Here is a 24,501-nt window from a genome sequence, read left to right as displayed (position 1 = left end):
GGCCGCGGCAGCGCCTGGGCGCGACAGGACAGGTGTCAGCGCCACCGCGGCCCGGAGATCAGGGGGCCCGTTGTGCGGGCCGTGGCCCCGTACGAGGCCAGGGGCTCCTTGCGGAGCGAGGTGGTCAGACCTGGGCGCCGGACAGCCGCTCGACCGAGCGCAGCAGCGCCGAGTGGTCCAGGCCGCCGTCGCCCTGGGCGCGCAGCGAGGCGACCAGCTGGGCGACCACGCCGCCGACGGGCAGCGCCGCGCCGACGTTGCGGGCGGCGTCCGTGACGATGCCCATGTCCTTGTGGTGCAGGTCGATCCGGAAGCCGGGGGCGAAGTCCCGCTTCAGGAAGTTGTCCTTCTTGCGGGTCAGCACGGTCGAGCCGGCCAGACCGCCGTTGAGGACGTCCAGCGCGGCGGCGAGGTCGACGCCGGACTTCTCCAGGAAGACCACGGCCTCGGCGCAGGCCTGGATGTTGACCGCGACGATCAGCTGGTTGGCCGCCTTCACCGTCTGGCCGGAGCCGTGCGGGCCACAGAGCACGATGGTCTTGCCGAGCGCCTCCAGCAGCGGCTTCGCGGCGTCGAAGTCAGCCTGCTCGCCGCCGACCATGATGGACAGGACCGCCTCGATGGCGCCGGCCTCACCGCCGGAGACCGGCGCGTCCAGGACCCGGATGCCCTTCTCGGCCGCGTTCTTGGCGAGGTCCACGGAGGTCTGCGGGGTGATGGAGGACATGTCCACCAGCAGGGCGCCGCGCTTGGCGTTCTCCAGGATGCCGTCGGGGCCGTAGGCGATGGCCTCGACCTGCGGGGAGGCGGGCACCATCGTGATGACGACGTCCGCGTCCCCGACCGCGTCCGCGATCGAGGAGGCGCCGTTGCCGCCGGCCGCGACCAGCCGGTCGACCTTGTCCTGCTCCAGGGTGTATCCGGTGACGTCGTAACCGGCCTTGACCAGGTTCTCGGACATGGGGGAGCCCATGATGCCGAGGCCGATCCACGCAACCTTGGGGAGGTTGTTGCTCATGAGGGTGCCTTCCTGAAAAACGTGTGTACGTAAGAGGGTTGGGCTCGACCAGAGGTCGGCCCGGCCCGCCCGCGGCCGGTCAGCGGGCCGCTCGGGCCGACGCCGGGAGCCAGTCGAAGGATTCCGCGCTCGGACGGTCGCCCGGCTTGTACTCCAGGCCGACCCAGCCCGCGTACCCGGCGTCCTTCAGCTCGTCGAGGAGCTGCTCCAGCGGGAGCGATCCGGTGCCCGGCGCGCCGCGCCCCGGGTTGTCGGCGATCTGGACGTGGCCGGTCTTCGCGGCGTACGCCTTGATGACCTGACTCAGGTCCTCACCGTTCATCGAGAGGTGGTAGAGGTCCAGCAGGAACTTGGCGTTCCCGAGGCCCGTCGCCGCGTTCACCTTGTCGACGACCTCGATCGCGGCCGGTGCGCTGACCAGCGGATAGAGCGGCGACTCCGGCTTGTTGAGGGTCTCGACGAGGAGGATCGCCCCGACCCGGTCCGCCGCGCGGGCGGCCAGCACCAGGTTCTCCAGGGCGAGTGCGTCCTGCACCACCGGGTCCGTGCCCTCGACGCGGTTGCCGTACAGCGCGTTGAGCGCCGCGCAGCCGACCGAGGCGGCGAAGTCGGCCGCCACCTCGATGTTGGCCCGGAAGCGGTCCGACTCCGTGCCGGGCACGGAGAGCGCGCCGCGGTCGGGGCCGGGCAGCTGTCCGGCGTAGAAGTTCAGCCCCACCAACTGGGTGCCGGCGTCGTCGAGCGCCTTCTTGAGGGCGTCGAGCTCCGCCTGCGGAGGGGTGGGGGTCTCGATCCAGGGCCACCACAGCTCGACCGCCGTGAAGCCCGCCGCGGCGGCTGCCGCGGGACGCTCCAGGAGCGGGAGTTCCGTGAAGAGGATCGAAAGGTTCACATCGAAGCGCTGGTCCGGGTATCCCATGAGGATGTCGGCGCTCCTTCCGTATTGCGGAAGTTAGTTTCTGCTTAACGGAAGATTGCCCGGAGGGTGGCGGGGCTGTCAAGGGGGTGCCGGAAAATTCGCCCCGGCCGGCGGCGCCCGGAATCGGTGGCGCGAGTGCCTCCGGGCGTACGAAAGCGGGGCGGGGGCCGCCCTCGGCCCCCCCCCCGCCCGGCTCTCACGCCGTACGGACCCGCTATCCGGCCGGAACCGTGTCCTCGAAGCTCGTCCCCGAACCCCGGTACGCCCCGACCATCGCGTTGACCTGCGCCGGGGTGAGCACCTGGTCCTTCACGTGCAGGACGTAGTCCACCTGCTGGTCGTAGGCGCGGGGCGTGGTGCTCGGCTGCCCCTGGAGGTCGATCAGCCACTGGTTGAAGTTGATCGACATCGGACGCTCGGGCAGATAGGCCGCCCCGTGCGTCCCGAAGTGCTGCCCGTCGACGTAGTACGTGATCTCGTCGTCGTCGATCGTCACCACCAGGTCGTGCCAGCCCGCGTACGACTGCCGGACCTCGCTGTGCGCGTTGACCGCCTCCCACGGGTCGGGCCGGTAGGTCTCCCACGACGTCGTGTAGAGGATGTTCGCCGGCTCGCCCCAGCCGCCGTTCGGCAGATACTCGAAGTCGTACTCCGCGTAGTCGTCAGCCATCGGCGCCTTCAGATCGTTGATGGTGAAGAACGTCTGCACGATCCGGTCGCCGTCCGGGCCCGACCGCGGTGCGTCACTGAACTTCACCCGGGACGCGTACGTCCCGTTCTTGAACTTCATCGACTGCGTCAGGATCTCGGTGTGCTTCGTCGAGGCCCCCGTGCCGGCCGTCGAGGTCTCCAGGTTCATCACCGAGTTTCCGCCCTGGTCGGCGAACGTGACGTTCTCGGGCGCCCAGGTCGCGCCCGGTACCCCCGGACCGCCGGAGTTGGACCGGACGCTCCAGCCGTTCGCGTTGATCTCCGGGTCGGTGTGGGAGCTGTAGTCGAAGTCGTCGAACAGCGTCGGCGCGTCCCCCGGCGGGTCCGTCGGGTCCGGCGGGTCGGTCGGGCCGTTGCCCCCGGGGGCCTCGCCCCAGACCGTCGCACCGGAGACATGCGCGGTCACCTTGGACCAGTCGCCGTACGCCGTCCTGTCCGCGCCGAAGGAGTAGTCGTCGGACTGGACGAGCGAGGCCCAGGAGCTCTGGTGGAAGCGGAGCTGCATGTCGCCCGTGTCCGCCCCGGGCGCCAGCGAACCGGCCCCGGCCGTGAAGCCGATCTCCAGATAGCGGTCAGCGGTGGCGGTCGGGTTGGCGAGCGTCCCGAACGTACCGGTGATGTTCGCGCACCCCTTGACCGCCCAGGAACAGGCGAACCGGTAGGCGGCGGAGGCCGAGTCGGCCTTGAAGTAGTAGCGCACCTTGACGCTGCTCAGCGGTACGGAGGTGGAGCCGGCGTTACGGACCTTCAGCCACGGCTCGCTCTGGTCGGCGCTCGCGCCGGACGCGCTCGTGCGGTACTGGACGACGATCCCGTCCGCCGCGGCGTTGGCCGAGGACGGCAGCGCGGCCAGACCGGTGGCGGCGAGGGCCACGGCGGCGGCCGAGGCGGCGGCGGTGCGCAGCCTGGACCCGCGCGGATTCCTGCGTGATGGGTTCACGGGTGTGTTCCTCTCCGGAACGGTGGTGGGGGAGTGGTTACGAGTGGGGTCGCGCTGTTCCTGAGGAGGAGGACGGGGACGGGGACGCGTACGGGGCGGTCGCGAGCGACCGCGCGTCCAGCGGGCGGTAGGGGACGCCCAGGGCGTCCAGCCGGGCGGTGTGATGACGCAGCCGCTCGACGAACCCAGGCCAGTCGCCGCGCCCGCCGGACCAGGACCGGTCGGCCAGCGCGCAGAGCCGTGGGTAGCTGAGGTACTCGATCTCCTCGGGGGTGCGGGCGTACTCGGTCCACAACTGGGCCTGGGTCCCGAGCACCCGCGCCCGGTCCGCCTCCGGCCAGTCGTGCGGAGCCGGTTCGTAGCCGTGGACCGTGTGCAGGGGGACCGGCGCGCCGGGCTGGGCGACCGGCTCGGACGGATCGCCGGACTGGGCGTAGTCGAGGTAGGTCGCCCGGTGGTGCGCGGCGATCACCTGATGGCCCCGGCGCGCGGCGGCCCGCGCGTGCGAGGAGTCGCGCCACGTCATCACCGTGAACTCCGGCGGGAGTTCGGCGCCATTCTCGACCCAGCCGAGCGGCATCCGCCCGCGCTCCACGAGGAACGCCCCGACCCGGCCCATGAACCAGCCGTGCAACGCCGCCGGGTCCGCGAGCCCCAGGGCCGCCGCGCGTTCCCGGGCTGCCGGGCTCTCCTCCCACTCGGTGGTCGGGCACTCCTCACCCCCGATGTGGAGGTACGGAGACGGGAAGACGTCCATCACCTCCTCCAGCACGGCCCGGCAGAAGTCGAAGACCCCCTCGTGCACGCCGAGGATCGTGTCGCACACCCCCCAGCGGGTCCACACGTCCAGCTCACGCCCTGGGTGGTTGCCCAGCTCCGGGTAGGCGGCGAGCGCCGCCCGCACATGGCCGGGCATCTCGATCTCCGGTACGACGGTGACCCCGCGCTCCGCCGCGTACCGCACCAGACCTCGCAACTCCGCCTTGGTGTACGACCCTTCGTGCGGCACCGCGTCGAAGTGCGCCCCGTCCGGACCGGTCGGGCCCTTCTGCGACCGGGCCCGCCGGGAGCCGACCGAGATCAGCCGGGGGTAGGCGTCGACCGGCATGCGCCAGCCCTGGTCGTCGGTGAGGTGGAGGTGCAGGACGTTCAGCTTGTGCAGCGCCAGCAGGTCCACGTACCGGCGCAGATAGGCGACCGGCTGGAAGCGCCGCGCCACGTCCAGCATCGCCCCGCGCCACGGCCGGTCCGGCACGTCGGTGATCTCGACGCACGGCAGCTCCCAGGACCCGGCCCCCGACGCCCCGCCCGACAGGGCCTCGGCGGGCAGAAGCTGGCGGATCGTCTGGACGCCCCGGAGCAGCCCGGTGAGATGGGCCGCGCGCAGTTGGAGGGCCTGCCGGGCGACCGTCAGCCCGTACCCCTCCTCGCCGAGGCCGCCGAGCCGGTCGTCCAGGGCGAGGACGACCCGGCCGTCCGGCGCCGGGGCGAGGGGGAGCCCGGCCGCGCGGCCGACCAGGGAGCGCAGCAGGTCCGCCGCCGGTTCCGCGCCCGGCAGCGCCCGGACGGTGGTGTCCCGGTCGAGGGTGAGCCGGCCGCCGAGCGAGGAGACCTTGGTGGGCCGGGGAAGGAGGGCGAGGTCGGGGCGCGATGCGGGCACGGCGGTCTCCGGATTCGGTTCACGGGCGGGCTGGGGGCGGCGGGCGTCTTCCGCTGTTCAGCCCTTGACGGCGCCGGCGGCGAAGCCGGACGTGACATGGCGCTGGAGCAGCAGGAAGATCACCAGGGCGGGCAGCGCGAAGAGGGTGGAGGCGGCCATCGTGGCGCCCCAGTCGGTACCGAAGGTGTTCTGGAAGGACGACAGCCACACCGGCAGCGTCCGGTTGTCCTGCTGCTTGATGATCAGGAAGTTGGCGTAGGCGAACTCGTTCCAGGCGGTGATGAAGCCGAACAGCGAGGTCGCCATGAGCCCCGGCGCCAGCAGCGGCATCGCCACCCGCCAGAACGCCCCGGTCCGCGTACACCCGTCGACCTGCGCGGCCTCCTCCAGCTCGGGCGGGATCGTCCCGATGAAGCCGCGCAGCACCACGACGGTGAACGGCAGCGTGATCATGAAGTAGATCAACGTCAGCGTCGGCAGCCGGTCGAGCATGTCGGTGTCCCGGGAGATGATGTAGACCGGGATGATCAGCGATTCCCAGGGCGCCATCTGCGCGATGAAGATCATCAGCATGAACTGCCGCCGGCCCTTCCACCGCATCCGCGCCACCGCGTACGCCGCGCCCAGCGCCACCAGCAGCGCCAGCAGCACCGCCCCCAGCGTGACCAGGATGCTGTTGCGCCAGAACAGCGCGAACCCGTCGGCCTCCACCGCCCGTCGGAAGTGGTCGAGCGTCCAGGTGTGCGGGAAGAGCCGCGGGTCGGCGGACCGGATGTCCTTGGACGGCTTGAAGGCCGTGGAGATCATCCAGTAGACGGGGAAGAGGCAGACGACGACGGTCACGGCGGCGGCGATGTTCAGCGGAAGGCGCCGGAGCCGAGGGCGTACGACAGGTGAGTTCATCGGGTCTCGTCCTCCTGGCGGAGCATCTGGCGGAAGTACAGGACGAGCACCCCGGACATCAGGACCACGGTGACCATCGAGGCCGCGGAGCCCAGGTCGTACCGCTGACTGGAGAGCGCCGTCTGGACCGCGTAGACGGGCAGGATCGTCGTGGCGTCACCCGGGCCGCCCCGCGTCATCACCCAGATCTGGACGAACGCCTTGAAGGTCCAGATCACCTCCAGCGAGACGACCAGCAGGAAGATCGGCCGCAGCATCGGGAAGGTGACCGAACGGAAGATCCGCGCCGCGCCCGCCCCGTCCAGCCGCGCCGACTCGTACAGCTCCAGGGGCACGGTGGTCAGCGCCGAGTACAGGGTGATCGCGGCGAACGGCACCGACTGCCAGACGATCAGCGTCACCAGGATCGCGAAGGCGGCTGTGCCGTCGGCGAACCACGGGTAGCGGTCGAAGGACTCGAAGCCGAGCGAGGTCAGCGACTGGTTGACGATGCCGAACTCCGAGTGGAACAGCCACTGGAAGACCGTGGTCGCCGCCACCACCGGCATCGCCCAGGCCAGCACCAGCGAACACAGCACCACCGTCCGCCCGACCCGGCCCAGCCGCTCCACCATCAGGGCGACCAGGGTGGCGATCACCATGATCAGGACGACGTTGATCGCCATGAAGAGGAAGGTGCGGCGCACCACCTCCCAGAACCGGGGGTCCGCCAGCAGCGTCCGGTAGTTCCGCAGCCCGACGAACTCCGCGTCACCGGTGATCAGTTGGCGTAGCCGGAAGTCCTGGAACGAGATCAGGACGGCCCGCACCAGCGGGTAGACCAGCAGATACAGCATGCCGCCGACGGCGGGGGCGATCAGGGCGTACGGCCAGAGGCTCTGCGCCCTGCCCCGCGGGGACGGGTCCTTGCGCCCGGCGAGGCGCGGGGCGGGACGCCGCCGGGGTGTGCGGGGTGCGGTCCGTTGGTCGACGACCGGCACGGCACGCCTCCTTCCCTGCTGATGCGGTGGCTCGTGCTGCTGTGGTGGATCGTGCTGATGGGGTGGCTCGTGCTGATGGGGTGGCTCGTGCTGCTGTGGTGGCGGATCGAGGTCAGGAGCCGGCGTTCATGGCCCGGGTGATGTCCGCCGAGGCCGTCGCCGCCTCCTTCGCCGGATCGCCCCCGGTGAGCACGGCCGTCATGTAGTCCTTGATCGGGTTCTCGGCCTCGACCGCCGCCCAGCCCGGGGTGTTGGGCGTCGCGTGCCCGTTGGCCGCGCCGACCGCCATCGCGGCGGCACCCGGGTCGTCGGCCACGGCGGACGCCAGCGAGGTCCGGTTCGGCACGTAGCTCATGGCGACGGCGAGCTTCTTCTGCCAGGTGTCCCCGGTCAGCTCCTTGATGAAGGCGACCGCCTCGTCGGGGTGGGCCGCCGCGGCGGGCACGACCAGGTCGGAGCCGCCGGTGAAGACCGCGCCCGGGGTGTCCGCGGTCTTGCCCGGGATCGGGAAGAAGGCGAGCTTGCCCGCCAGTTCGGGGTTCTGCTCCGCGATGACCTTGGCCCCGCCCGGGGTCTGGATGACCTGCGCCACCTGCCCCTGGGCCATCACCTCGGCCTGCGGCGGGTCGTCCTCGTCGGAGTCCTTGGGGCCCTTGCCGAGCGCCTGGAGCTCCTTGTAGAACGCCATGCCGCGCAGCGCCTCGGGGGTGTCCAGCGCGCCGGACCACTTTCCGTCGGACTCCGCGGCGAGGTCGCCGCCCTCGTCCCAGATGAACCCGGCCAGCGCGTACCACAGCTGTCCGGGCAGGTAGATGCCCTGCGTGCCGCCCTTGTTGAGCTTCGTGGTGGCGTCGATCCACTGCTCGCGGGTCTTGATCGCCGTCGCGTCGACGCCCGCCTTCTCGAAGAGGTCGGTGCGGTACACGACCACCCGGTTCGCCGCGTAGTACGGGATGCCGTACTGCTTGCCCTCGTACGACCCCGGCTCGGCCAGGCCGCTCAGCCAGTCCCCGCCGTTCAGCTCGTCGGTGCGGTCGCTGAGGTCGAGCAGTCCGCCGCTCTCCGCGAACTGCGCCACCTGGGTGTTGCCCGCCTCGATGACGTCCGGGGCGTCGTTGCTGGCCAGGGCGGCGGTGATCTTCTCGCCGATCCCGTCCCACTCCTGGATCTGGATCTTCACGTCGATCGTCGGGTGGCGTTTCTCGAAGTCCGCGGCGAACTCCTTCTGGAACCGGTCCGAGACGCTGTCGCGCATCAGCCAGACGTCCACCGTCGTCCGGCCGTCCCCGTTGCCGGAGTCCGTTCCGGACGACGAACTACAGGCGCTGAGCGCGGCGGTCAGGACGAGCACGGACCCACCGGCGAGCAAGCGGTACTTCATGGTTCACCTCGGAAGCAGAAGGGATCGGACGGACCTGACGAGGCCTGACCACCTGACCAGTTGTGTCCACTGGACAGCTCGCCTCTCGATGGGGGTTGAAGGTGGCATAGACCAATGAGGTCGTCAACCCCCTTCGCAGCAGGGTGATTTGATGATCTGTGGGTATCGGCGCCTCTCATGCTGCGCTTGGATGGCGCTACACTTCGCCTGACCAGCAAGCCAGTTCGCCCGCAGTGGTAGGCAACTGGTAAGAAAGTAAGGCTCGCCGGGAGGGGAAAACGTGGACGCGGACGTGCCGGGGACGGTGCTCAAACGGGAGCGGACCCGCGATGCCGTGCTGGAACTGATCGAGTCGCGCAGCCCCGGGGACGCCATCCCTTCGGAGCGCGCCCTGTGCGCCCTGCTCGGCGTGTCGCGGCCCACCGTGCGGGCGGCGGCCGACGAGCTGGTCGCCGCTGGGCTTCTGGTGCGCGAGCACGGCCGGGGCATGTTCGTCGCCCCCGCCAAGATCACCCAGGAACTGGTCGCCGGGGACCGGGCGTTGAGCGTGCCGCAGGCGGCGGGCGCCTGGTCGAGCCGGCTGCTGGAGTTCACCACGCTCCAGGCGGGGGCCCGCGTCGGCCGCAAGCTGCGGATGTCGCCCGCCGCCGAGATCGTCTACGTGGCGCGGCTGCGGCTGGTCGACGGTGCGCCGATGGCCATCGAGCACCTGCACATCCGGGCCGAGCTGGTGCCGGGCCTCAGTGCGCAGGAGCTGGAGAGCGGCGACCTGTACGAGCATCTGCGCTCCACGCACGGGGTGCACGTCCACGAGGCGGTCCAGGCCATCGAGCCCACCGTCGTCACCCGCGCCGAAGCCGGGCTCCTCGACGTGCCGGAGCTGTCACCGGCGCTGCTCTTCGAGCGGCTGACCTCCGACACCGCGGGCCGCCCGGTGGAGTACGTCCACTCGCTCTACCGGGGCGACCGCTACCGGATCGTCTCCCGGCTCGCGCTCGGCCCGGCAGCCGAGGTCGCCCCCGACCGGGGAGGGCACCATCCGGGCATCCCGCCCGGCGACTTCGCGCACGGCGACGCCATCGCCTCCTCTACCAGGGGGGACATCCAGGCGGGCGGCTGACCGCCGACCGCCGGTTGCGTTGCGCAGGGTGCAACTCCGGTTGCACCTCTTGTCGAACGGCCGTCGGCGGGCCAGGGTGGCGGACGCATCCGAAGCAGCCGAACCCCCACACGAGGTGCCTCGCATGAACCCAGCCCCCCACCCGAGCTCCCGCCCCGACCGTTCCGGCCACGGTGACGGTTCCGCATCCGCCGCATCCGCCGCATCCGCCGCATTCGCATCCGCGCCCGCCTCCGGTCTCCCCAGCCGCCGCGGCCTCCTGAGCGGCCTTGTGGCCGGAGCCGCCCTGGCCGCCGTCGGCCCCGCCCAGGCCGCGGCCGCCCACGCCGTGCCGGCCCGAGCCGGGGCCCGCCCGGCCCCCATGCCCGCCCCGCCCGCCGGCCCGCGCGCCACCCGCCCGCTGCTCCTCGGCACGTACACCTCCGAGGCGGGAGGCGGCGCCGGCATCGGCACCGCCGCGTACGACACCGGCACCGGCGCGATCGCTTCCGGTCCGGTGATCACCGGCGTCGAGAACCCCTCCTACCTGGCCCCGCACCCCTCCGGTGCCACCGTCTACGCGGTCGCCGAGCAGGGCGCGGGCGCGGTCACCGCCGTGGCGGTCGCGCCGGACGGGACGTACGAGGTGCTCGGCAGCCGCCCCACCGGCGGCTCCGGCCCCACTCACCTCTCCGTCCACCCGTCCGGACGCTGGCTGCTGAGCGCCAACTACACCTCCGGCAGCGTCGCCGTCCACCCGATCGCCGGGGACGGCTCCCTCGGGGAGCGGACCGACCTGGTCACCCACAGCTCGCCGCCGCCCGGACCCGGCCAGGGCGGACCGCACGCCCACCAGGTCCTCACCTCGCCCGACGGCGGTCACGTCCTCGCCGTCGACCTGGGCACCGACACCGTGTACACGTACGCGCTCGACGAGTCGGCCGGAACGCTCACCGAGGTCTCCCGGGCCTCTCTGGCTCCCGGCTCCGGCCCCCGCCACCTGGCCTTCCACCCCGGCGGGCGCTTCGCGTACGTGGCCTGCGAGCTGGACAACACCATGGTCGTCTGCGGGTACGACCCCGCCACCGGCGCTCTCACCCCGGGGTCAGGGCAGTCCACCGGTACGGGGTCCGGCACCAGCTACCCCGCCCAGCCGGTGGTCACCGGGGACGGGGCGTACGTCTACCTCGCCAACCGGGGCCACAACAGCCTCACCCGTTACGCCGTGGAGAGCGACGGGTCGGTCCTGCGACTGCTCGACACCGTGCCCGTCGGCGGCGACTGGCCGCGACAGCTGGCCCTGTCCCCGGACAGCTCCCTGCTCTTCGCCGCGAACCAGCGCTCCTCCACCGTCACCGTGTTCGGGGTCGGCCCCGACGGCTCCCTCACCGCTGCGGGCGCCCCCTTCCCGGCTCCGGTCGCGGTCTGCGTCCTGCCGCTTCCGTGAGCCCCGCCGTCGGGGCCCGCGCGCACCGGAGTGGGGCCCCGTCCAGCGGTTACAGTCGTGGCCGAGCCGCGGGAGCCCGCACCCGGGGCGAGGACATCATGGAGGCACAGTGCGCTTGAGGGTGGAATTCACCACCGAGCCGTTCGATCTCGACGAGGCGCCCGCCCACGCGGTGGTCGCCCGCGAGGTGATCCAGGGCGCCGGGCTCGACGCCGTCGACGTCGGCCCCTTCGGTAACACCGCGGAAGGGGGCGCGGACGAGGTGCTCACCGCCGTGGACTCCCTGCTGCGGCGAGCCCTGGCCTCGGGCGCCACCCGGGTCTCGCTCCAGGTGAACGTGATCGAGGGGGACGCGTCATGACCGAATCCGTCGATCACCCCCCGGCCGCTGCCGACACCTCCGCCGCGTCCGATAACCCTTCGGCAACGCTCGACCACCCGCTGGTCTCCGCGGTCAAGCCGCTCGTCGACGCGATGGGGGCGGAGCTGCTGGGTCCGGATCAGGCCCAGCCGGACGACGTCGTGCTCGCCTGGGAGGGGCAGGACGTCATAGCCGTACGCCTTCCGCAGCTCTCCGACTCGCTCGACCACATCCTCGCCGCGATGGAACGACGGCACGGGATGCCGCTCGCCGACCTGGACCGCAAGGCCAAGCAGGGCGTCGTCCGGACGCTGGAGGCACGCGGTGCCTTCTCCGTGCGGCACGGGGTGGAGACGGTGGCCGGCGCCCTGGGCGTCTCCAGGTTCACCGTGTACAACTACCTCAACCGGGAACATGCGGCCAAGGGTGAGTAGTTGGCCGAACACACCGAACACGCAGGAAAGCCGCCGTCCGTATGCCGGGACGGCGGCTTTCTTCGTTCGCGAGATTTCAACAAAGTGTTGACGTCGTGTTGCGGAGGGCGTTAGCTATCCGCAGCCCGAACAACGCACAGCGAAAAACAGCCACGGAGGCTCCCGTGACTTCGAGCTCCACACCGGGCCTCACCCGGTTCAACACCCTGGCGGACGGCGAGGCCACTCCCGCACTGCACGAGGTGTGTGCCAGTGCGACCTGGGGAAACACCATCCTCGCCGGGCGCCCGTACGCCACCGAAGAAGCCCTGCTCTCCGCGAGCGACGCCGCCATGGCGGAACTCACTGCGGAGGACCTGGCCGAAGCGATGGCGGGCCACCCGCCGATCGGGCGTCCGATCCCCGGCGATCCGACCTCCTCCCGCGAGCAGCGGGGGATGGCCGGCGCCTCCGAGGAGCTCAAGACCGAGATGCTCGAACTGAACCTGGCCTACCAGGAGCGGTTCGGACATGTCTTCCTGATCTGCGCCACCGGCGCCACCGGTGAGCAGATGCGCGACGCGGTGAAGTCCCGGATCGGGAACGCGCCCGAGCAGGAGCAGGAGATCGTGCGCACCGAACTGGGCAAGATCAACCGCATCCGGCTGACCCGTCTCGTGACGGAGACCCTCGCAGAGGGCACTCCCGCACAGGACTCTTGAGATCTAGGAGAGTGACGGTCTTGAGTACCGACACGACCGCATCGGTGTCCACCCACATCCTGGACACCAGCATCGGCCGCCCCGCCGCGTCCGTCGCCGTCTCGCTCGCCGCCCGCAGCGGAAGCGACGCGCCGTACGTGACGCTCGGAGCGTCCGCGACCGATGCGGACGGGCGCTGCAAGGACCTCCCGGCGCTGCCGGAGGGCACCACCCATGTCCGTCTCGACTTCGACACCGAGACGTACTTTTCCAAGAAGCAAGCCGAGGCGCAGCAGGACGCCCCCCGCGTAAGGGACAGCGGCGCGTTCTTCCCGGAGGTGACCATCGCGTTCGCGGTCGCCCCGGGCGAGCACTATCACGTACCGCTGCTGCTCAACCCGTTCGGCTACTCCGTTTACCGAGGGAGCTAGCACCGACATGCCCACGATTCTCGGCCAGAACCAGTACGGCAAAGCAGAGAACCGCGTCGTCAAGATCACGCGGGACGGCGACACCCACCACATCAAGGACCTGAACGTCTCGGTCGCCCTCTCCGGCGACATGGACGACGTCCACTACTCCGGCTCCAACGCCAACGTCCTGCCGACCGACACCACCAAGAACACGGTGTTCGCGTTCGCCAAGGAGCACGGGATCGAGTCCGCCGAGCAGTTCGGCATCCACCTCGCCCGGCACTTCGTCTCCTCCCAGGAACCGATCCACCGCGCCCGGATCCGGATCGAGGAGTACAGCTGGGAGCGCATCGCGACCTCCGACGGCAACTCCCGCTTCATCGGCGCCGACGAGGTCAGGCACTCCTTCGCCCGCAAGGGCATGGAGACCCGCGTCTCCCAGATCACCTACGACGGTGAGAACTGGGAGGTCATCTCGGGCCTCAAGGACCTGACCGTGATGAACTCGACCAACTCCGAGTTCTGGGGCTACGTCAAGGACAAGTACACGACGCTCAAGGAGGCGTACGACCGCATCCTCGCGACGGACGTCTCCGCCCGCTGGCGCTACAACTGGACCAGCGACGAGCAGCACATGCCGAACTGGGAGAAGTCCTACGAGCAGGCGCGCAAGCACATGCTCCACGCCTTCGCCGAGACGTACTCCCTCTCGCTCCAGCAGACCCTGTACCAGATGGGTTCGCGCATCATCAACAGCCGCAGCGAGATCGACGAGATCCGGTTCTCGCTGCCGAACAACCACCACTTCCTGGTGGACCTCGAACCGTTCGGCCTCAAGAACGACAATGAGGTCTACTTCGCGGCCGACCGTCCCTACGGTCTGATCGAGGCCACCGTGCTCCGGGACGGCGTAGAGCCGAAGATCCCGGTCGACATGACCAACCTCTGACGCGGCACTGAACCGGCCCCCGTCCGCGTAACGACGGGCGGGGGCCGGTCATCCCGGAGGGAACACCCATGGCACAGCCTGCAACGGGGCCGGCAGAAGGCCCAGGCACCACCTCACCGACCACCGCTGCCGACACGGCGGTTCACCCGGTCGACGAGAAGCTTCCTCCCGCGCGGCTCGTCCCCGCCGCGCTCCAGCACATCGCCGCCATGTACGCGGGCGTCGTCACCCCTCCGCTGATCATCGGCCAGGCCGTCGGCCTGGACACCGCCGGGATGACCCGGCTCATCGCGGCGAGCCTCCTGATCGCCGGGCTCGCCACCATCCTGCAGACCGTCGGTCTCGGCCGCTTCGCCGGCAACCGGCTGCCTTTCGTCAACGCCGCCTCGTCCGCCGGTATCGCGCCGATGCTCGCCATCGCCGAGACCAGCGCACCCGGTCACCAACTCCCCGCGATCTACGGGGCGGTGCTCGTCGCCGGAGTCTTCTGCCTGGCCGTCGGCCCCTTCTTCGGCAGACTGCTGCGCTTCTTCCCGCCGCTCGTCACCGGTGTGGTCATCACCCTCATCGGCGTCACCCTGATGCCGGTCCCGGTCGCCTGGGCACAGGGCGGAGACGCCACCGCCGCCGACTTCGGCGCCATGAAGTACCTGGCGCTGGCCGCCTTCACGCTCGTCGTCATCCTGCTCATCCAGCGCTTCGGCCGCGGCTTCCTCAAGCAAGTGGCCCTGCTCATGGGCATGTTCGTCGGCACGCTGGCCGCGGTCCCGTTCGGACTCGCCGACTTCTCCGCGCTGAAGTCCGCACCGCTCGCCGCCCTGCCGACCCCCTTCGCCTTCGGCGCGCCGGAGTTCCAGCCCGCCGCGATCCTGTCGCTCTGTATCGTCATGCTCGTCCTGATGACGGAATCCTCCGCCGGGATGCTCGCCCTCGGCGAGATCTGCGACCGCCGCACCGACGGCCGCACGATCACCCGTGGCCTGCGTACGGACGGCATCGCCACCCTCCTCGGTCCGGTCTTCGGTGGCTTTCCCACCAGCGCGTTCGCCCAGAACGTCGGCGTCGTCTCGCTGACCCGCGTACGCAGCCGGTACGTCGTCGCGGCCGCCGGCGGAGCGCTCCTGATCCTCGGCGCCTTCCCGGTCCTCGGCGCGGTCGTCTCGCTCGTCCCGATGCCCGTCCTCGGCGGCGCCGGGATCGTCCTCTTCGGCTCCATCGCGGTCAGCGGCATCCGTACGCTCTCCGAGGCGGGCCTGGACGACAGCTCCAACATCATCCTGGTCGCCGTCGCGCTCGGCGCGGGCATCATCCCGCTCGCCGCGCCCACCTTCTACGCCGGATTCCCGGCCTGGGCGCAGACCGTCCTCGGCTCCGGGATCAGCGCCGGAGCACTGGTCGCGGTCGTGCTCAATCTGTTCTTCCATCATCTCGGCACCCACAGCCGCACCGCTGTGGCACTCAAATCCTCCTAGGGTCCTGCCGTGCCCACATCGCCACAGAGAGAAGAAGGAAGCGCCATGGCAGCTTCGGCAGACCCTCAGCGCATCATCATCGAAAACTGTTCGATCGCCACCGTCGACGCCCACGACACGGAGTACGCGTCCGGGTACATCGTCGTGGCGGGCAACCGCATCGAGTCCATCGGCGCCGGCAAGGCTCCGGAGGGCCTGACCGGAGTCGTCCGGCGGATCGACGGCACCGGGCACCTCGCGACCCCCGGCCTGGTCAACACGCACCACCACTTCTACCAGTGGATCACCCGGGGCCTGGCCACCGACCACAACCTCTTCAACTGGCTGGTCGCCCTCTACCCGACCTGGGCGCGCATCGACGAGCCGATGGCCCGCGCCGCCGCGCAGGGTTCGCTAGCCATGATGGCCCGCGGCGGCGTCACCACCGCCATGGACCACCACTACGTCTTCCCGAAGGGCTCCGGCGACCTCTCCGGCGCGATCATCGGCGCCGCCCGCGAGATGGGCGTACGGTTCACCCTCGCCCGGGGCTCCATGGACCGCAGCGAGAAGGACGGCGGCCTGCCCCCGGACTTCGCCGTCGAGACCTTGGAAGGCGCCCTCGCCGCCACCGAGGCGACGATCGACGCCCACCACGACGCCTCCTTCGACGCCATGACCCAGGTCGCCGTCGCGCCCTGCTCGCCGTTCTCCGTGTCCACCGAACTGATGCGCCAGGGTGCCGAGTTGGCACGCCGCAAGGGCGTACGGCTGCACACCCACGGTTCGGAGACCGTCGAGGAGGAGCAGTTCTGCAAGGAGCTGTTCGGGATGGGCCCGACCGAGTACTTCGAGTCGACCGGCTGGCTCGGCGACGACGTGTGGATGGCCCACTGCGTCCATATGAACGACTCGGACATCGCCGCGTTCGCCCGTACGGGAACCGGTGTCGCCCACTGCCCGTCCTCCAACGCGCGCCTCGCCGCGGGCATCGCCCGGGTCCCCGACATGCTCGCCGCCGGCGTCCCCGTCGGCCTCGGCGTGGACGGCACCGCCTCCAACGAGTCCGGCGAACTCCACACCGAGCTGCGCAACGCGCTCCTCATCAACCGCCTCGGCGCCCACCGCGAGGCCGCCCTGAACGCCCGTCAGGCCCTGCGCCTCGGGACCTTCGGCGGGGCCCAAGTACTGGGCCGCGCCGACCAGATCGGCTCCCTGGAGGCCGGCAAGCTCGCCGACCTCGTCCTGTGGAAGCTGGACACCCTGGCCCACTCCTCGATCGCCGACCCGGTGACCGCGCTCATCTTCGGCGCGGCCGCCCCGGTGACCCTGTCCCTCGTCGACGGCAAGCCGGTCGTCGAGGGCAACCACCTCACCACGGTGGACGAGGACGCCATCGCCCGCGTCACCCGCGACGAGGCCCGCCGCCTCGCGCAGATCGCCGCCGGAGCCTGATTCCGAGCGGTACCCCGCCGGAGTCCGACTCCGTGCGGCATCCCCGCGGAGCCCGACTCCGCGCGGTAACCCCGACCGGCCGGTCGAGGGGGACGGCCCGAGACCGGCCGCCGTGGACCCGAGCGGGGTCCACGGCAGCCGGTCCGGCGGACGCGCGCATGGTGCGCGCCCGCCGGACCGGTGATGAACGCTGCCCGCGCACACCCCCCGCGCGCCCATCCGCACCCCCCTCTGCACGACCTGCACGACCTGCACGACCTGCACCACCTGCACGACCTGCACCACCTGAGAGAGCCGCACCGCAGCACCACTTACGCACCACCTCCCTGAATCCCACGTCGCCGACGACGTGTAACCGACCGGAGGAACCGCCGTGGCCGCCAAGCCCAGGTTTCGCAAAGACGCAGATGCAGCCGCCCCCGACACGACGGCCGACAACGCCGCGGAAGCGGGAGACGACCGGAAACACCCGGTCGACGAGACCCTCCCCCCACTGAAGATGTTCACCAGCGGCCTCCAGCATGTGGCCGCCATGTACGCGGGCGTGGTGGCCCCGCCGCTCATCGTGGGGCCCGCCGTCGGCCTCACCGCCAAGGAGACCGCCTTCCTGATGGGGGCGAGCCTCTTCACCGCGGGGATAGCCACCCTGCTCCAGACCATCGGCTTCTGGAAGGTCGGCGCCCGGCTGCCCTTCGTCAACGGCGTCTCGTTCGCCGGGGTCGCCCCGATGATCGCGATAGGCAAGGACCGGGGACACGACGGGATAGCCGTCATATTCGGCGCGATCATCGTCGCGAGTCTTCTCGGGTTCGTCCTCGCCCCGTACTTCTGCAAACTGGTGCGCTTCTTCCCGCCCGTCGTCACGGGCACCGTGATCACTTTGATCGGCGTCTCGCTCCTCCCGGTCGCCTTCAACTGGTCCCAGGGCGGCAACGCCACGGCCGACGACTACGGTTCGATGACCAACATCACCATGGCCGCCGTGACCCTGGTCATCGTGCTGGCCCTGCGCAAGCTCCTGCGCGGCTTCCTCCAGCAGATCGCGATCCTGCTCGGTCTCGTCATCGGCACCCTGATCGCCATCCCGGCGGGCATCACCGACTTCGGCGCCATCAAGGAAGCCGACGTGGTCGGCTTCCCGACGCCGTTCGCCTTCGGAGTCCCGCAGTTCGAGATCGCCGCCATCATCTCGATGTGCATCGTGATGCTGGTCTGCATGACCGAGTCCACCGCGGACATGCTCGCCCTCGGCAAGATCGTCGGCCGCCCGGCCGACGAGAAGATCATCGAGGGCGGTCTGCGCGCCGACACCCTCGGCAGCGCCATCAGCCCGCTCTTCAACGGGTTCATGTGCAGCGCCTTCGCCCAGAACGTCGGCCTCGTCGCCATGACGAAGATCCGCAGCCGTTTCGTCGTCGCCGCGGGTGGCGGCATCCTCATCGTGCTCGGCCTGGTCCCCGTCGCGGCCTCCGTCATCGCCCTCGTGCCGCTGCCGGTGCTCGGCGGCGCGGGCATCGTCCTCTTCGGCACGGTCGCGGCCAGCGGCATCCAGACCCTGGCCACCGCGGCCATGGAGAAGGGCGAGAACGCGCTGATCGTGGCGGCGGCCCTCGGCATCGGCCTGATCCCGATCGCGGCGCCGCAGTTCTACCACGCCTTCCCGGAGAGTCTGCTGGTCGTCCTCGACTCGGGCATCTCCACCGGCTGTGTGGTGGCGATCGTGCTGAACCTCGCCTTCAACCACCTGGGTCGCAAGCCCGACACGGCGGACGAGGAGCAGGCACCGGGCGAGCACGTGGTGCCGGCAGCGGCCGGGGTCGGCGCCCACTGACGCCTGCGGATGGTGACCGGAGCATCCGGGGCCCCGCGCGACGCGGGGCCCCGGCGGCCGTCCGGCGCCCGTCGGCTGTAGCGTCAGGGGCATGGAAGATCAGTCTGTTGTGGATGTCGGCGATGTGCGCCTCGCGTACCGGACCTGGGGCGACGCGTTCGGCTCGCCCGTCGTGCTGCTGCACGGCCTCGGCGGTTCGGCCGCGAACTGGGAGGCGGCCGGCCCCCTGCTGGGCCAGGAGTGGCGGGTCTTCGCCCTGGACCTGCGAGGCCACGGCGAGAGCGACTGGCCCGACGACTACGCCCTGGAGCTGATGGCCGAGGACGTCGTGGGCTTCCTCGACGAACTGGAACTGCACCGGGTCGGCCTCGTCGGCCACGGCATGGGCGGGGTCGTCGCCCGGCTGGTGGCCCAGGAGCACTCCGACCGGGTGGAGCGGCTGGTGCTGGTGGAGACCCCGGCCCCGTTCCCCGGCGACCCGGGCCCGGCGGGCCGGGGCGAGGGCCTGGTGGACTACGACGAGAACGCGGTGCCCGCCGTACGCGACCAGCTCGCCGACCCCGGCCCGGACGCCGACGAGGCCCTCGGCGACATCGTCTCCCCGACGCTGATCATCACCGGCGGACCGGAGAGCCCGATGGAACAGCACCGCCAGGCCGACGTGGCCTCCCTGATCCCGGACTGCCGGCTGATCACGGTCCCGGGCGGACACCGCATGCACGAGACCCGGGCGGACCAGGTGGCCGCGCACATCACGGAGTTCTTCACGAGCTGAGGCGCACCCGCGGGCCGGCGGCGTTGTCAGTGGCAGCTGCCACGATCGACGGCACGGACTTCGACCGTGCCCTGGTCCACGCCGAACTGGACGCCCGGCCCTGGGCGTCGTACACCCACGCCTACGGCAGCGCCGAGGACGTGCCCGGCTGCCTGCGCGCACTCGCCGGGGACGACGCGTTTCGAAGGCCCGGGCGTACGGACGGCGCAGTGGTAGGCCCGCAGCAAGCCCTTCAGGCTTCCGTACGCTCCCGACGCGTGCCTCTGCGCCACCGCGGCGACGTTCTCCAACCCTCCCGAGGTGACAGCATGTAATGGATCAGGCACTCTGTGGGGTCGCCTGGGGGCCCCGAACAGGAAGGCACCTCGTGAACACCAAGCGCACCGCCGTGACGACCGCCGCCGTACTGACGCTCCTGGGGACGCTGTTCTCGTCGCCGGCCACCGCCGCGCCACCGCAAGGTGACTTCACCGCCACGGGCGTGAAGATCCGCTCCGGTTACAACACCTCCTCATCGGTCCGGGGGCACGGCAATCCCGGCGACGGGTACACCTGGATGGGCGGGCAGAGCAACGCGGAAGCGGTGCGCTGCCCGGACGGCAGCGTCAAGGACCACTGGACGTACGTGCACAACAACCGCACCAACGTCGAGGGTTACGTCTCCGACTGCTTCATCAGGGAGTACTGAAAGAAAGCAGCTGAACCCGACCTGTCGTGTGGCGGTGGGGCCCGGTCATGGCCGACTTCACCGCCTCGCCCAGGAGCTCCGGTGCCCGGGACCGTGGTGTGATGGTCGCCAGTCCGGGCGGCGGCCACTGAGCGCGATCACCCGGTCCAGCAGCGGGGAGTCGTCCGGCACCGGAACCGGCACCCCGAAGAGGCCGTCGGAGCCGTCAGTGGCATCAGCGGCATCAGCGCCACCATCACCATCCGGGCCATCCGGACCGCCCTCCTCCGCCGGGGTGAGCAGGGCCTCGCAGGACCGCAGTTCGGCCTCGCCCGCCGCGTACGGCTGCCCGGTCGACCGGGCCAGGTCCCAGCCGTGGACGACGAGTTCGTTGAGCGCGACCGCCCCCGCCACCTCGCCGGGCAGCTCGACCCCGCCCGCCCGGGTCACGCCGGTCCAGGCGCCGGGCGAGCGCCAGGCCGCCGCCATCTCGTCAAGCCGTCGGGGCAGCGCCTCACGCCAGTCGTCGTCCAGGACGGGGAGGGCGGCGTCCGGGGAGACGGCGGTGCTCGCCCCGAGATCCTTGCGGGCGGCGTCGCGGAAGGCGGTGGCGAGCCCGACGAGATGGCCGAGCAGCTCCCGTACGGCGTAGTCGGGGCAGGGGGTGGGGCCGTCCAGCCGACTGTCGTCGACCGGACCGAGCAGCGCCACGATCCGCCGGGCGGCCGGCTCCAGGTCGGGAGGAGCGACGGCATCCGACACGGGGTTCTCCTGTGCGTCCATACAGGGAAGACCCTTCGGCCACCGAAAACTCATCGACCGGTGACGCGCGATCCGAGTCCCGAGAAGCTGCCCCATGCCCTGCCCGGACCGCGGTCGGGTGGCGCACACCGTCACATAGCGGAAGGTTCCTCGCCGTCCTCTTGTCGGCGACCCCCGCGCCATGGCATACAGGTCTGGACCATTGCTGTCCGGATGGAAGGCACCACCGTGCAACGCCCCCACATATCTGCCGCGTTGACCTGTTCCGCCCTGCTTCTCACCCCCCTCCTCTCCGCCTGCGGTGGCACCGCCGAAGCCGACACGCAGCCTCCCGGCACCCCCGAGGGCGTGACAGCCCAGGCCAGCAGCTCCACCTCGGTGCACGTCATGTGGGAAGGCGCCTCCGACAACAAGAAGGTCGCCGGATACGAGATCTACCGCGGAAAGGCCAAGGTCAAGAGCGTCCCGGCGACCAAGACCATGATCGACGTCGACGGGCTGACGGCCTCGACCGACTACACCTTCACTGTCCGGACCAAGGACACGGCGGGGAATCTCTCCGCGCCCAGCAAGGGCGTCCCCGTCACCACCCAGGCCACCCCGCCCAAGGACGACACGCCCCCCACCGTTCCGGCGAAGCTGACGGGCGGCGCCGACGGGAAACGTGCCGCCACCCTCACCTGGGGCGCGTCCAAGGACGACGTCGGCGTCACCTCGTACGACATCTACCAGGAGGACTCCCGGATCCACAGCGTCCCGGCCTCCGAGACCACGGCGAAGCTCACGGGCCTGCGCCCGGGGACCGTCTACACCTTCACCGTCCGGGCCCGGGACGCCTCCGACAAGTCCTCGGCCGACAGCAACACGTTCGACCTCACCACCGAGTCCGCCCCCGGCGCCCCCGCGAGCACCGCCCCCACCGGTCTGAGCGCCGAGGTCGGCAAGGAGGGCGCCGACTTCACCCTCGACCTGTCCTGGGACCAGCCCGAGACGGGCGGAGTCATCCCCGCCTACGAGCTCCATCTGAACGGCAAGCTGACCACCACCATCGTCTGGGGCGGCACGCCTCCCAAGGGCCGCGCCACCTACCGGCTGGACCTCTCCGACCCGGCGGGTACCCGCTATTCGGTGAAGCTCAGGGCCAAGCTTCCGGACGGCAAGTGGGGTGACTTCTCGGCCCAGCGGACGGTCGTCCTGACGGACTGAGCCCCGAGCGACCGCCGTTTCCCAGGTGTGCGGCGCGCCGCCCCCCATGGTCCATTGGTCCTGGAAGGCCAGTGGACCGAAGGGGCTGAACCATGGATCCGGGAGACGACCTGAGCACACGGGTCGACGCGCTGATGGACGGTCTCGTCGACGACCTGGAACGGCTGACGGCCATCCCGTCCATCGCGTTCCCCGGCTTCCCGCCCGGGCCCGTGCGCGAGGCCCACGACCTCCTCGTCACCCATCTGGAGTCCCTGCGCCCGTTCGGTATCCCGCTCACCGTCACGCCGGGCGACACGGGCCCCGGATGCGAACCCGCGACCGACGGTCCGGCGTACCGCGCCGCCCGTGCCGCGCTCGGGGAGGGCTGGGGGAGCGAACCGGCCCCCGTCGCGAGCGGCGGATCGATCGAGGCCGCGTTCCCGCGCGAGTACGCGAAGACGTACGGGACCGCGACGGGCGGGGGCACGGCATGAGCAGCGCGGCCGACACCAAACCGGCCCCGGAGGAAGAGCCCCCGGCCAAGAAGGGGTTCACCTTCCCCAGCGCCCTCACGATCCTCGCGGTCGTCACGCTGGCCGTCTGGGGCCTGGCCTTCCTGATCCCGTCCGGGGCCTACGACCGCGACGGTGAAGGGGCCCCGGTCCAGGGCACGTACCACCGGGTCGACTCCGACCAGAGCTTCGTGGACCGTCTGAACGACCTCTTCCTCTCCCCGGTCAACGGCCTCTACGGCGTCCAGGACGCGAAGACGGGCGAGGTCGGCCCGGACCTGGCCGGCGAACTGTACGGCAGTGCGGGCGTGTTCCTCTTCGTGCTCGCCATCGGCGCGTTCATCACCGTGGTGTTCGCCACCGGCGCCCTGGACCGGGGCATCGGCCGCCTCGCGTACCGGCTGCGCGACCGGGGAGCGCTGCTCATCGCCGGCGTGATGCTGGTGTTCTCCCTCCTCGGCACCGTCGAGGGGTTCGCGGAGGAGACGCTCGGCTTCTACGGCCTGATCATCCCGCTGATGCTGGCCCTCGGCTACGACCGCATGGTGGCCACCGGCACGATCATCCTCGGCGCGGGCATCGGCGTGCTCTGCTCCACCGTGAACCCCTTCGCCACCGGAGTCGCGTCCTCCGCCGCCGACATCTCGCTCGGCGACGGCATCGTGCTGCGCGCGATCATGTGGGTGGTCCTGACGGCCGTGACGATCGGCTACGTCATCCGGTACGCGGGCCGCGTCCGCAAGAACCCCGACCGCTCGCTCTCCGGTTTCCTGCCCGGCGACCGCGAGCACAACGCGGCGGACGCGGGGGAACCCCCGGAGCTGACCGGGCTCCACCGGGCCATCCTTGTCCTGGTCGCCCTGGTCTTCAGCTTCATGATCTTCTCGGTCGTCCCGTGGTCCAGCGCCCTCACGGGCGACGCCGACGCCACCCCGTACGGCTTCGAACTCGGCTGGTCCTTCCCCCATCTGGCCGCTCTGTTCCTGGTCGCGGCGGTCCTGGTGGGCGTCGTCGCCCGGTTCGGCGAGCAGAAGCTGAGCGCGACGATCATCCAGGGCGCGGCGGACTTCATCTCCCCGGCCCTGGTCATCGTCCTCGCGCGCGGCGTCACGGTCATCATGAACAACTCGCAGATCACCGACACCGTGCTGCACTCCATCGAGGGCGTGGTCTCGGGCACCTCGTCGGCGCTGTTCGCGGTCTTCGTCTTCATCGTCAACCTGCCGCTCGCCTTCCTCATCCCCTCCACCTCCGGCCACGCCACGCTGGCGATGCCGATCCTGGCCCCGCTCGCCGACTTCGCGGGCGTCTCCCGCGCCGTGGTCGTCACGGCATGGCAGGCGGCGAGCGGCTGGATGAACCTCTGGGTCCCGACGACGGCGGTCACCATCGGCGGGGTGGCCCTGGCGAAGATCGGCTACGACAGGTACCTGCGGTTCGTCTGGCCGCTGCTGGCGATCCTGTCCGTCCTCATCTGCGGGTTCGTGGCACTGGGGGCGGTGTGGACGTGAGGGCTGAGGGGAAGAACGCCCCGGCCACCTCCGCGACGCTTCCCGGCCCGGCCGCTCCCGACGAGATCGACGCCGTCGCGAGCGCGATCGACGGGGGGCTCCCGCGTGAACTCGTGGCCTCGCTGACACGGCACAACGGGTCGGGCGCGTTCGCCGTGCCGCCCACGCACCAGCTCGGCGACGCGCGCCTGGTCGTCGCGGAGTACCGCGCCCACCGGCAGACGGATGAGTCGCGCGGTGGGCCGGATCACCGCCGCTGGTGGTGCTCCCGCTGGGTCCCGGACGCCGAAGCGGTCTGGGACATGGAGGAGTTGAACCGCCGCCACGGCTTCGGGTGAGTGTCAGCTCCTGGCGGCGTTCCCCCCCCCCGGTCTTCTCGACCGGCAGCGGGAACAGTCTGGTGCCCGCTGCCACTGCTGTGGTGCCCGCCTGACGGGTGGAGGGCCGCTCGTCC

Annotated in this window: 27 protein-coding genes; 19 read left to right on the top strand and 8 right to left on the bottom strand. The window is 70.9% G+C overall.

What is annotated here, in order from left to right; translation table 11 throughout:
• Positions 1 to 124 precede the first annotated feature (124 nt).
• The 6 genes from ACIQRW_RS07105 to ACIQRW_RS07080 form a co-directional block, all read right to left on the bottom strand.
• Positions 125 to 1,018: a 2-hydroxy-3-oxopropionate reductase gene (locus ACIQRW_RS07105; RefSeq protein WP_403755604.1), complete on the bottom strand. Its 894-nt coding sequence runs from the start codon at positions 1,016 to 1,018 to the stop codon at positions 125 to 127.
• A 79-nt stretch (positions 1,019 to 1,097) separates the two neighbouring features.
• Positions 1,098 to 1,937 carry a TIM barrel protein gene (locus tag ACIQRW_RS07100; RefSeq protein WP_403755601.1) on the bottom strand — a complete coding sequence of 280 codons (840 nt, stop codon included), beginning with the start codon at positions 1,935 to 1,937 and terminating at the stop codon, positions 1,098 to 1,100.
• A gap of 214 nt (positions 1,938 to 2,151) precedes the next feature.
• The gene (locus tag ACIQRW_RS07095) at positions 2,152 to 3,588 is read right to left on the bottom strand and encodes a cellulose binding domain-containing protein (protein WP_403755598.1); all 1,437 of its coding nucleotides are present in this window, start codon (positions 3,586 to 3,588) and stop codon (positions 2,152 to 2,154) included.
• A gap of 37 nt (positions 3,589 to 3,625) precedes the next feature.
• The gene (locus ACIQRW_RS07090) at positions 3,626 to 5,248 is read right to left on the bottom strand and encodes a beta-N-acetylhexosaminidase (protein WP_403755595.1); all 1,623 of its coding nucleotides are present in this window, start codon (positions 5,246 to 5,248) and stop codon (positions 3,626 to 3,628) included.
• 57 nt (positions 5,249 to 5,305) lie between these two features.
• A complete protein-coding gene (locus ACIQRW_RS07085; RefSeq protein WP_403755592.1) occupies positions 5,306 to 6,151 on the bottom strand; it encodes a carbohydrate ABC transporter permease in 846 nt (281 codons plus the stop codon).
• Positions 6,148 to 7,131 carry a carbohydrate ABC transporter permease gene (locus ACIQRW_RS07080; protein WP_403755589.1) on the bottom strand — a complete coding sequence of 328 codons (984 nt, stop codon included), beginning with the start codon at positions 7,129 to 7,131 and terminating at the stop codon, positions 6,148 to 6,150. The genes ACIQRW_RS07085 and ACIQRW_RS07080 overlap by 4 nt, the downstream gene beginning before the upstream one ends.
• On the opposite strand from ACIQRW_RS07080, the gene ACIQRW_RS07075 reads away from it, so the two are divergent.
• A complete protein-coding gene (locus ACIQRW_RS07075) occupies positions 7,114 to 7,272 on the top strand; it encodes a hypothetical protein (RefSeq protein WP_403755586.1) in 159 nt (52 codons plus the stop codon). The two genes, ACIQRW_RS07080 and ACIQRW_RS07075, sit on opposite strands and share 18 nt — an antisense overlap.
• Here the strand turns inward: ACIQRW_RS07075 and ACIQRW_RS07070 are convergent.
• The gene (locus ACIQRW_RS07070; protein ID WP_403755583.1) at positions 7,244 to 8,512 is read right to left on the bottom strand and encodes an extracellular solute-binding protein; all 1,269 of its coding nucleotides are present in this window, start codon (positions 8,510 to 8,512) and stop codon (positions 7,244 to 7,246) included. The two genes, ACIQRW_RS07075 and ACIQRW_RS07070, sit on opposite strands and share 29 nt — an antisense overlap.
• Positions 8,513 to 8,792: 280 nt before the next feature.
• On the opposite strand from ACIQRW_RS07070, the gene ACIQRW_RS07065 reads away from it, so the two are divergent.
• From ACIQRW_RS07065 to ACIQRW_RS07000, 14 genes are all read left to right on the top strand, one after another.
• A complete protein-coding gene (locus tag ACIQRW_RS07065; protein WP_403755580.1) occupies positions 8,793 to 9,632 on the top strand; it encodes a GntR family transcriptional regulator in 840 nt (279 codons plus the stop codon).
• 124 nt (positions 9,633 to 9,756) lie between these two features.
• Positions 9,757 to 11,058, top strand: coding sequence for a lactonase family protein (locus ACIQRW_RS07060; RefSeq protein WP_403755577.1), 1,302 nt, complete (start codon positions 9,757 to 9,759; stop codon positions 11,056 to 11,058).
• A gap of 109 nt (positions 11,059 to 11,167) precedes the next feature.
• Positions 11,168 to 11,419: a hypothetical protein gene (locus ACIQRW_RS07055; protein WP_215110004.1), complete on the top strand. Its 252-nt coding sequence runs from the start codon at positions 11,168 to 11,170 to the stop codon at positions 11,417 to 11,419.
• Entirely contained in the window at positions 11,416 to 11,853 is a 438-nt protein-coding gene (locus ACIQRW_RS07050) for a helix-turn-helix domain-containing protein (RefSeq protein WP_403755574.1), read from the top strand. Before ACIQRW_RS07055 ends, ACIQRW_RS07050 begins: the two co-directional genes overlap by 4 nt.
• Before the next feature lie 164 nt (positions 11,854 to 12,017).
• On the top strand, positions 12,018 to 12,554 hold the full coding sequence (gene uraD / locus ACIQRW_RS07045; RefSeq protein ID WP_403755571.1) for a 2-oxo-4-hydroxy-4-carboxy-5-ureidoimidazoline decarboxylase: 537 nt from the start codon (positions 12,018 to 12,020) through the stop codon (positions 12,552 to 12,554).
• Positions 12,555 to 12,574: 20 nt separating this feature from the next.
• Positions 12,575 to 12,964 (top strand): hydroxyisourate hydrolase, encoded by a 390-nt coding sequence (gene uraH, locus ACIQRW_RS07040; protein ID WP_018961384.1) that lies wholly within the window; start codon positions 12,575 to 12,577, stop codon positions 12,962 to 12,964.
• Positions 12,965 to 12,971: 7 nt separating this feature from the next.
• Positions 12,972 to 13,895 (top strand): factor-independent urate hydroxylase, encoded by a 924-nt coding sequence (pucL, locus tag ACIQRW_RS07035; protein ID WP_403755568.1) that lies wholly within the window; start codon positions 12,972 to 12,974, stop codon positions 13,893 to 13,895.
• A gap of 68 nt (positions 13,896 to 13,963) precedes the next feature.
• A complete protein-coding gene (locus ACIQRW_RS07030; protein WP_403755565.1) occupies positions 13,964 to 15,367 on the top strand; it encodes a nucleobase:cation symporter-2 family protein in 1,404 nt (467 codons plus the stop codon).
• A gap of 45 nt (positions 15,368 to 15,412) precedes the next feature.
• Complete coding sequence (locus ACIQRW_RS07025) at positions 15,413 to 16,801, top strand: 8-oxoguanine deaminase (protein ID WP_215110008.1); 1,389 nt, start codon at positions 15,413 to 15,415, stop codon at positions 16,799 to 16,801.
• A 183-nt stretch (positions 16,802 to 16,984) separates the two neighbouring features.
• On the top strand, positions 16,985 to 17,131 hold the full coding sequence (locus ACIQRW_RS07020) for a hypothetical protein (protein WP_403755562.1): 147 nt from the start codon (positions 16,985 to 16,987) through the stop codon (positions 17,129 to 17,131).
• Between the two features lie 43 nt (positions 17,132 to 17,174).
• Positions 17,175 to 18,632: a nucleobase:cation symporter-2 family protein gene (locus ACIQRW_RS07015; RefSeq protein WP_403755559.1), complete on the top strand. Its 1,458-nt coding sequence runs from the start codon at positions 17,175 to 17,177 to the stop codon at positions 18,630 to 18,632.
• A gap of 91 nt (positions 18,633 to 18,723) precedes the next feature.
• On the top strand, positions 18,724 to 19,407 hold the full coding sequence (locus ACIQRW_RS07010; RefSeq protein WP_403755556.1) for an alpha/beta fold hydrolase: 684 nt from the start codon (positions 18,724 to 18,726) through the stop codon (positions 19,405 to 19,407).
• A gap of 29 nt (positions 19,408 to 19,436) precedes the next feature.
• Complete coding sequence (locus ACIQRW_RS07005) at positions 19,437 to 19,721, top strand: hypothetical protein (RefSeq protein WP_403755555.1); 285 nt, start codon at positions 19,437 to 19,439, stop codon at positions 19,719 to 19,721.
• A 53-nt stretch (positions 19,722 to 19,774) separates the two neighbouring features.
• The gene (locus ACIQRW_RS07000) at positions 19,775 to 20,095 is read left to right on the top strand and encodes a hypothetical protein (protein WP_403755552.1); all 321 of its coding nucleotides are present in this window, start codon (positions 19,775 to 19,777) and stop codon (positions 20,093 to 20,095) included.
• Between the two features lie 57 nt (positions 20,096 to 20,152).
• On the opposite strand, the gene ACIQRW_RS06995 is transcribed toward ACIQRW_RS07000, so the two are convergent.
• A complete protein-coding gene (locus ACIQRW_RS06995) occupies positions 20,153 to 20,857 on the bottom strand; it encodes a TIGR03086 family metal-binding protein (RefSeq protein WP_403755549.1) in 705 nt (234 codons plus the stop codon).
• Positions 20,858 to 21,049: 192 nt separating this feature from the next.
• Here ACIQRW_RS06995 and ACIQRW_RS06990 point away from each other — a divergent pair, with 192 nt between their 5' ends.
• The 4 genes from ACIQRW_RS06990 (at position 21,050) to ACIQRW_RS06975 (ending at position 24,385) form a co-directional block, all read left to right on the top strand.
• On the top strand, positions 21,050 to 22,042 hold the full coding sequence (locus tag ACIQRW_RS06990; RefSeq protein WP_403755546.1) for a fibronectin type III domain-containing protein: 993 nt from the start codon (positions 21,050 to 21,052) through the stop codon (positions 22,040 to 22,042).
• 92 nt (positions 22,043 to 22,134) lie between these two features.
• A complete protein-coding gene (locus tag ACIQRW_RS06985; RefSeq protein WP_403755543.1) occupies positions 22,135 to 22,518 on the top strand; it encodes a hypothetical protein in 384 nt (127 codons plus the stop codon).
• Positions 22,515 to 24,047, top strand: a complete 1,533-nt coding sequence (locus ACIQRW_RS06980; RefSeq protein WP_403755540.1) for a YfcC family protein — start codon at positions 22,515 to 22,517, stop codon at positions 24,045 to 24,047. The genes ACIQRW_RS06985 and ACIQRW_RS06980 overlap by 4 nt, the downstream gene beginning before the upstream one ends.
• Entirely contained in the window at positions 24,044 to 24,385 is a 342-nt protein-coding gene (locus ACIQRW_RS06975) for a hypothetical protein (protein ID WP_403755538.1), read from the top strand. Before ACIQRW_RS06980 ends, ACIQRW_RS06975 begins: the two co-directional genes overlap by 4 nt.
• Positions 24,386 to 24,501: the final 116 nt, after the last annotated feature.

The organism is Streptomyces sp. NPDC091287, from assembly GCF_044768525.1.
GTDB lineage: Bacteria > Actinomycetota > Actinomycetes > Streptomycetales > Streptomycetaceae > Streptomyces.
The sequence above is the reverse complement of the archived record's forward strand: the minus strand, read 5'-3'. Positions and strand labels throughout refer to the sequence as shown.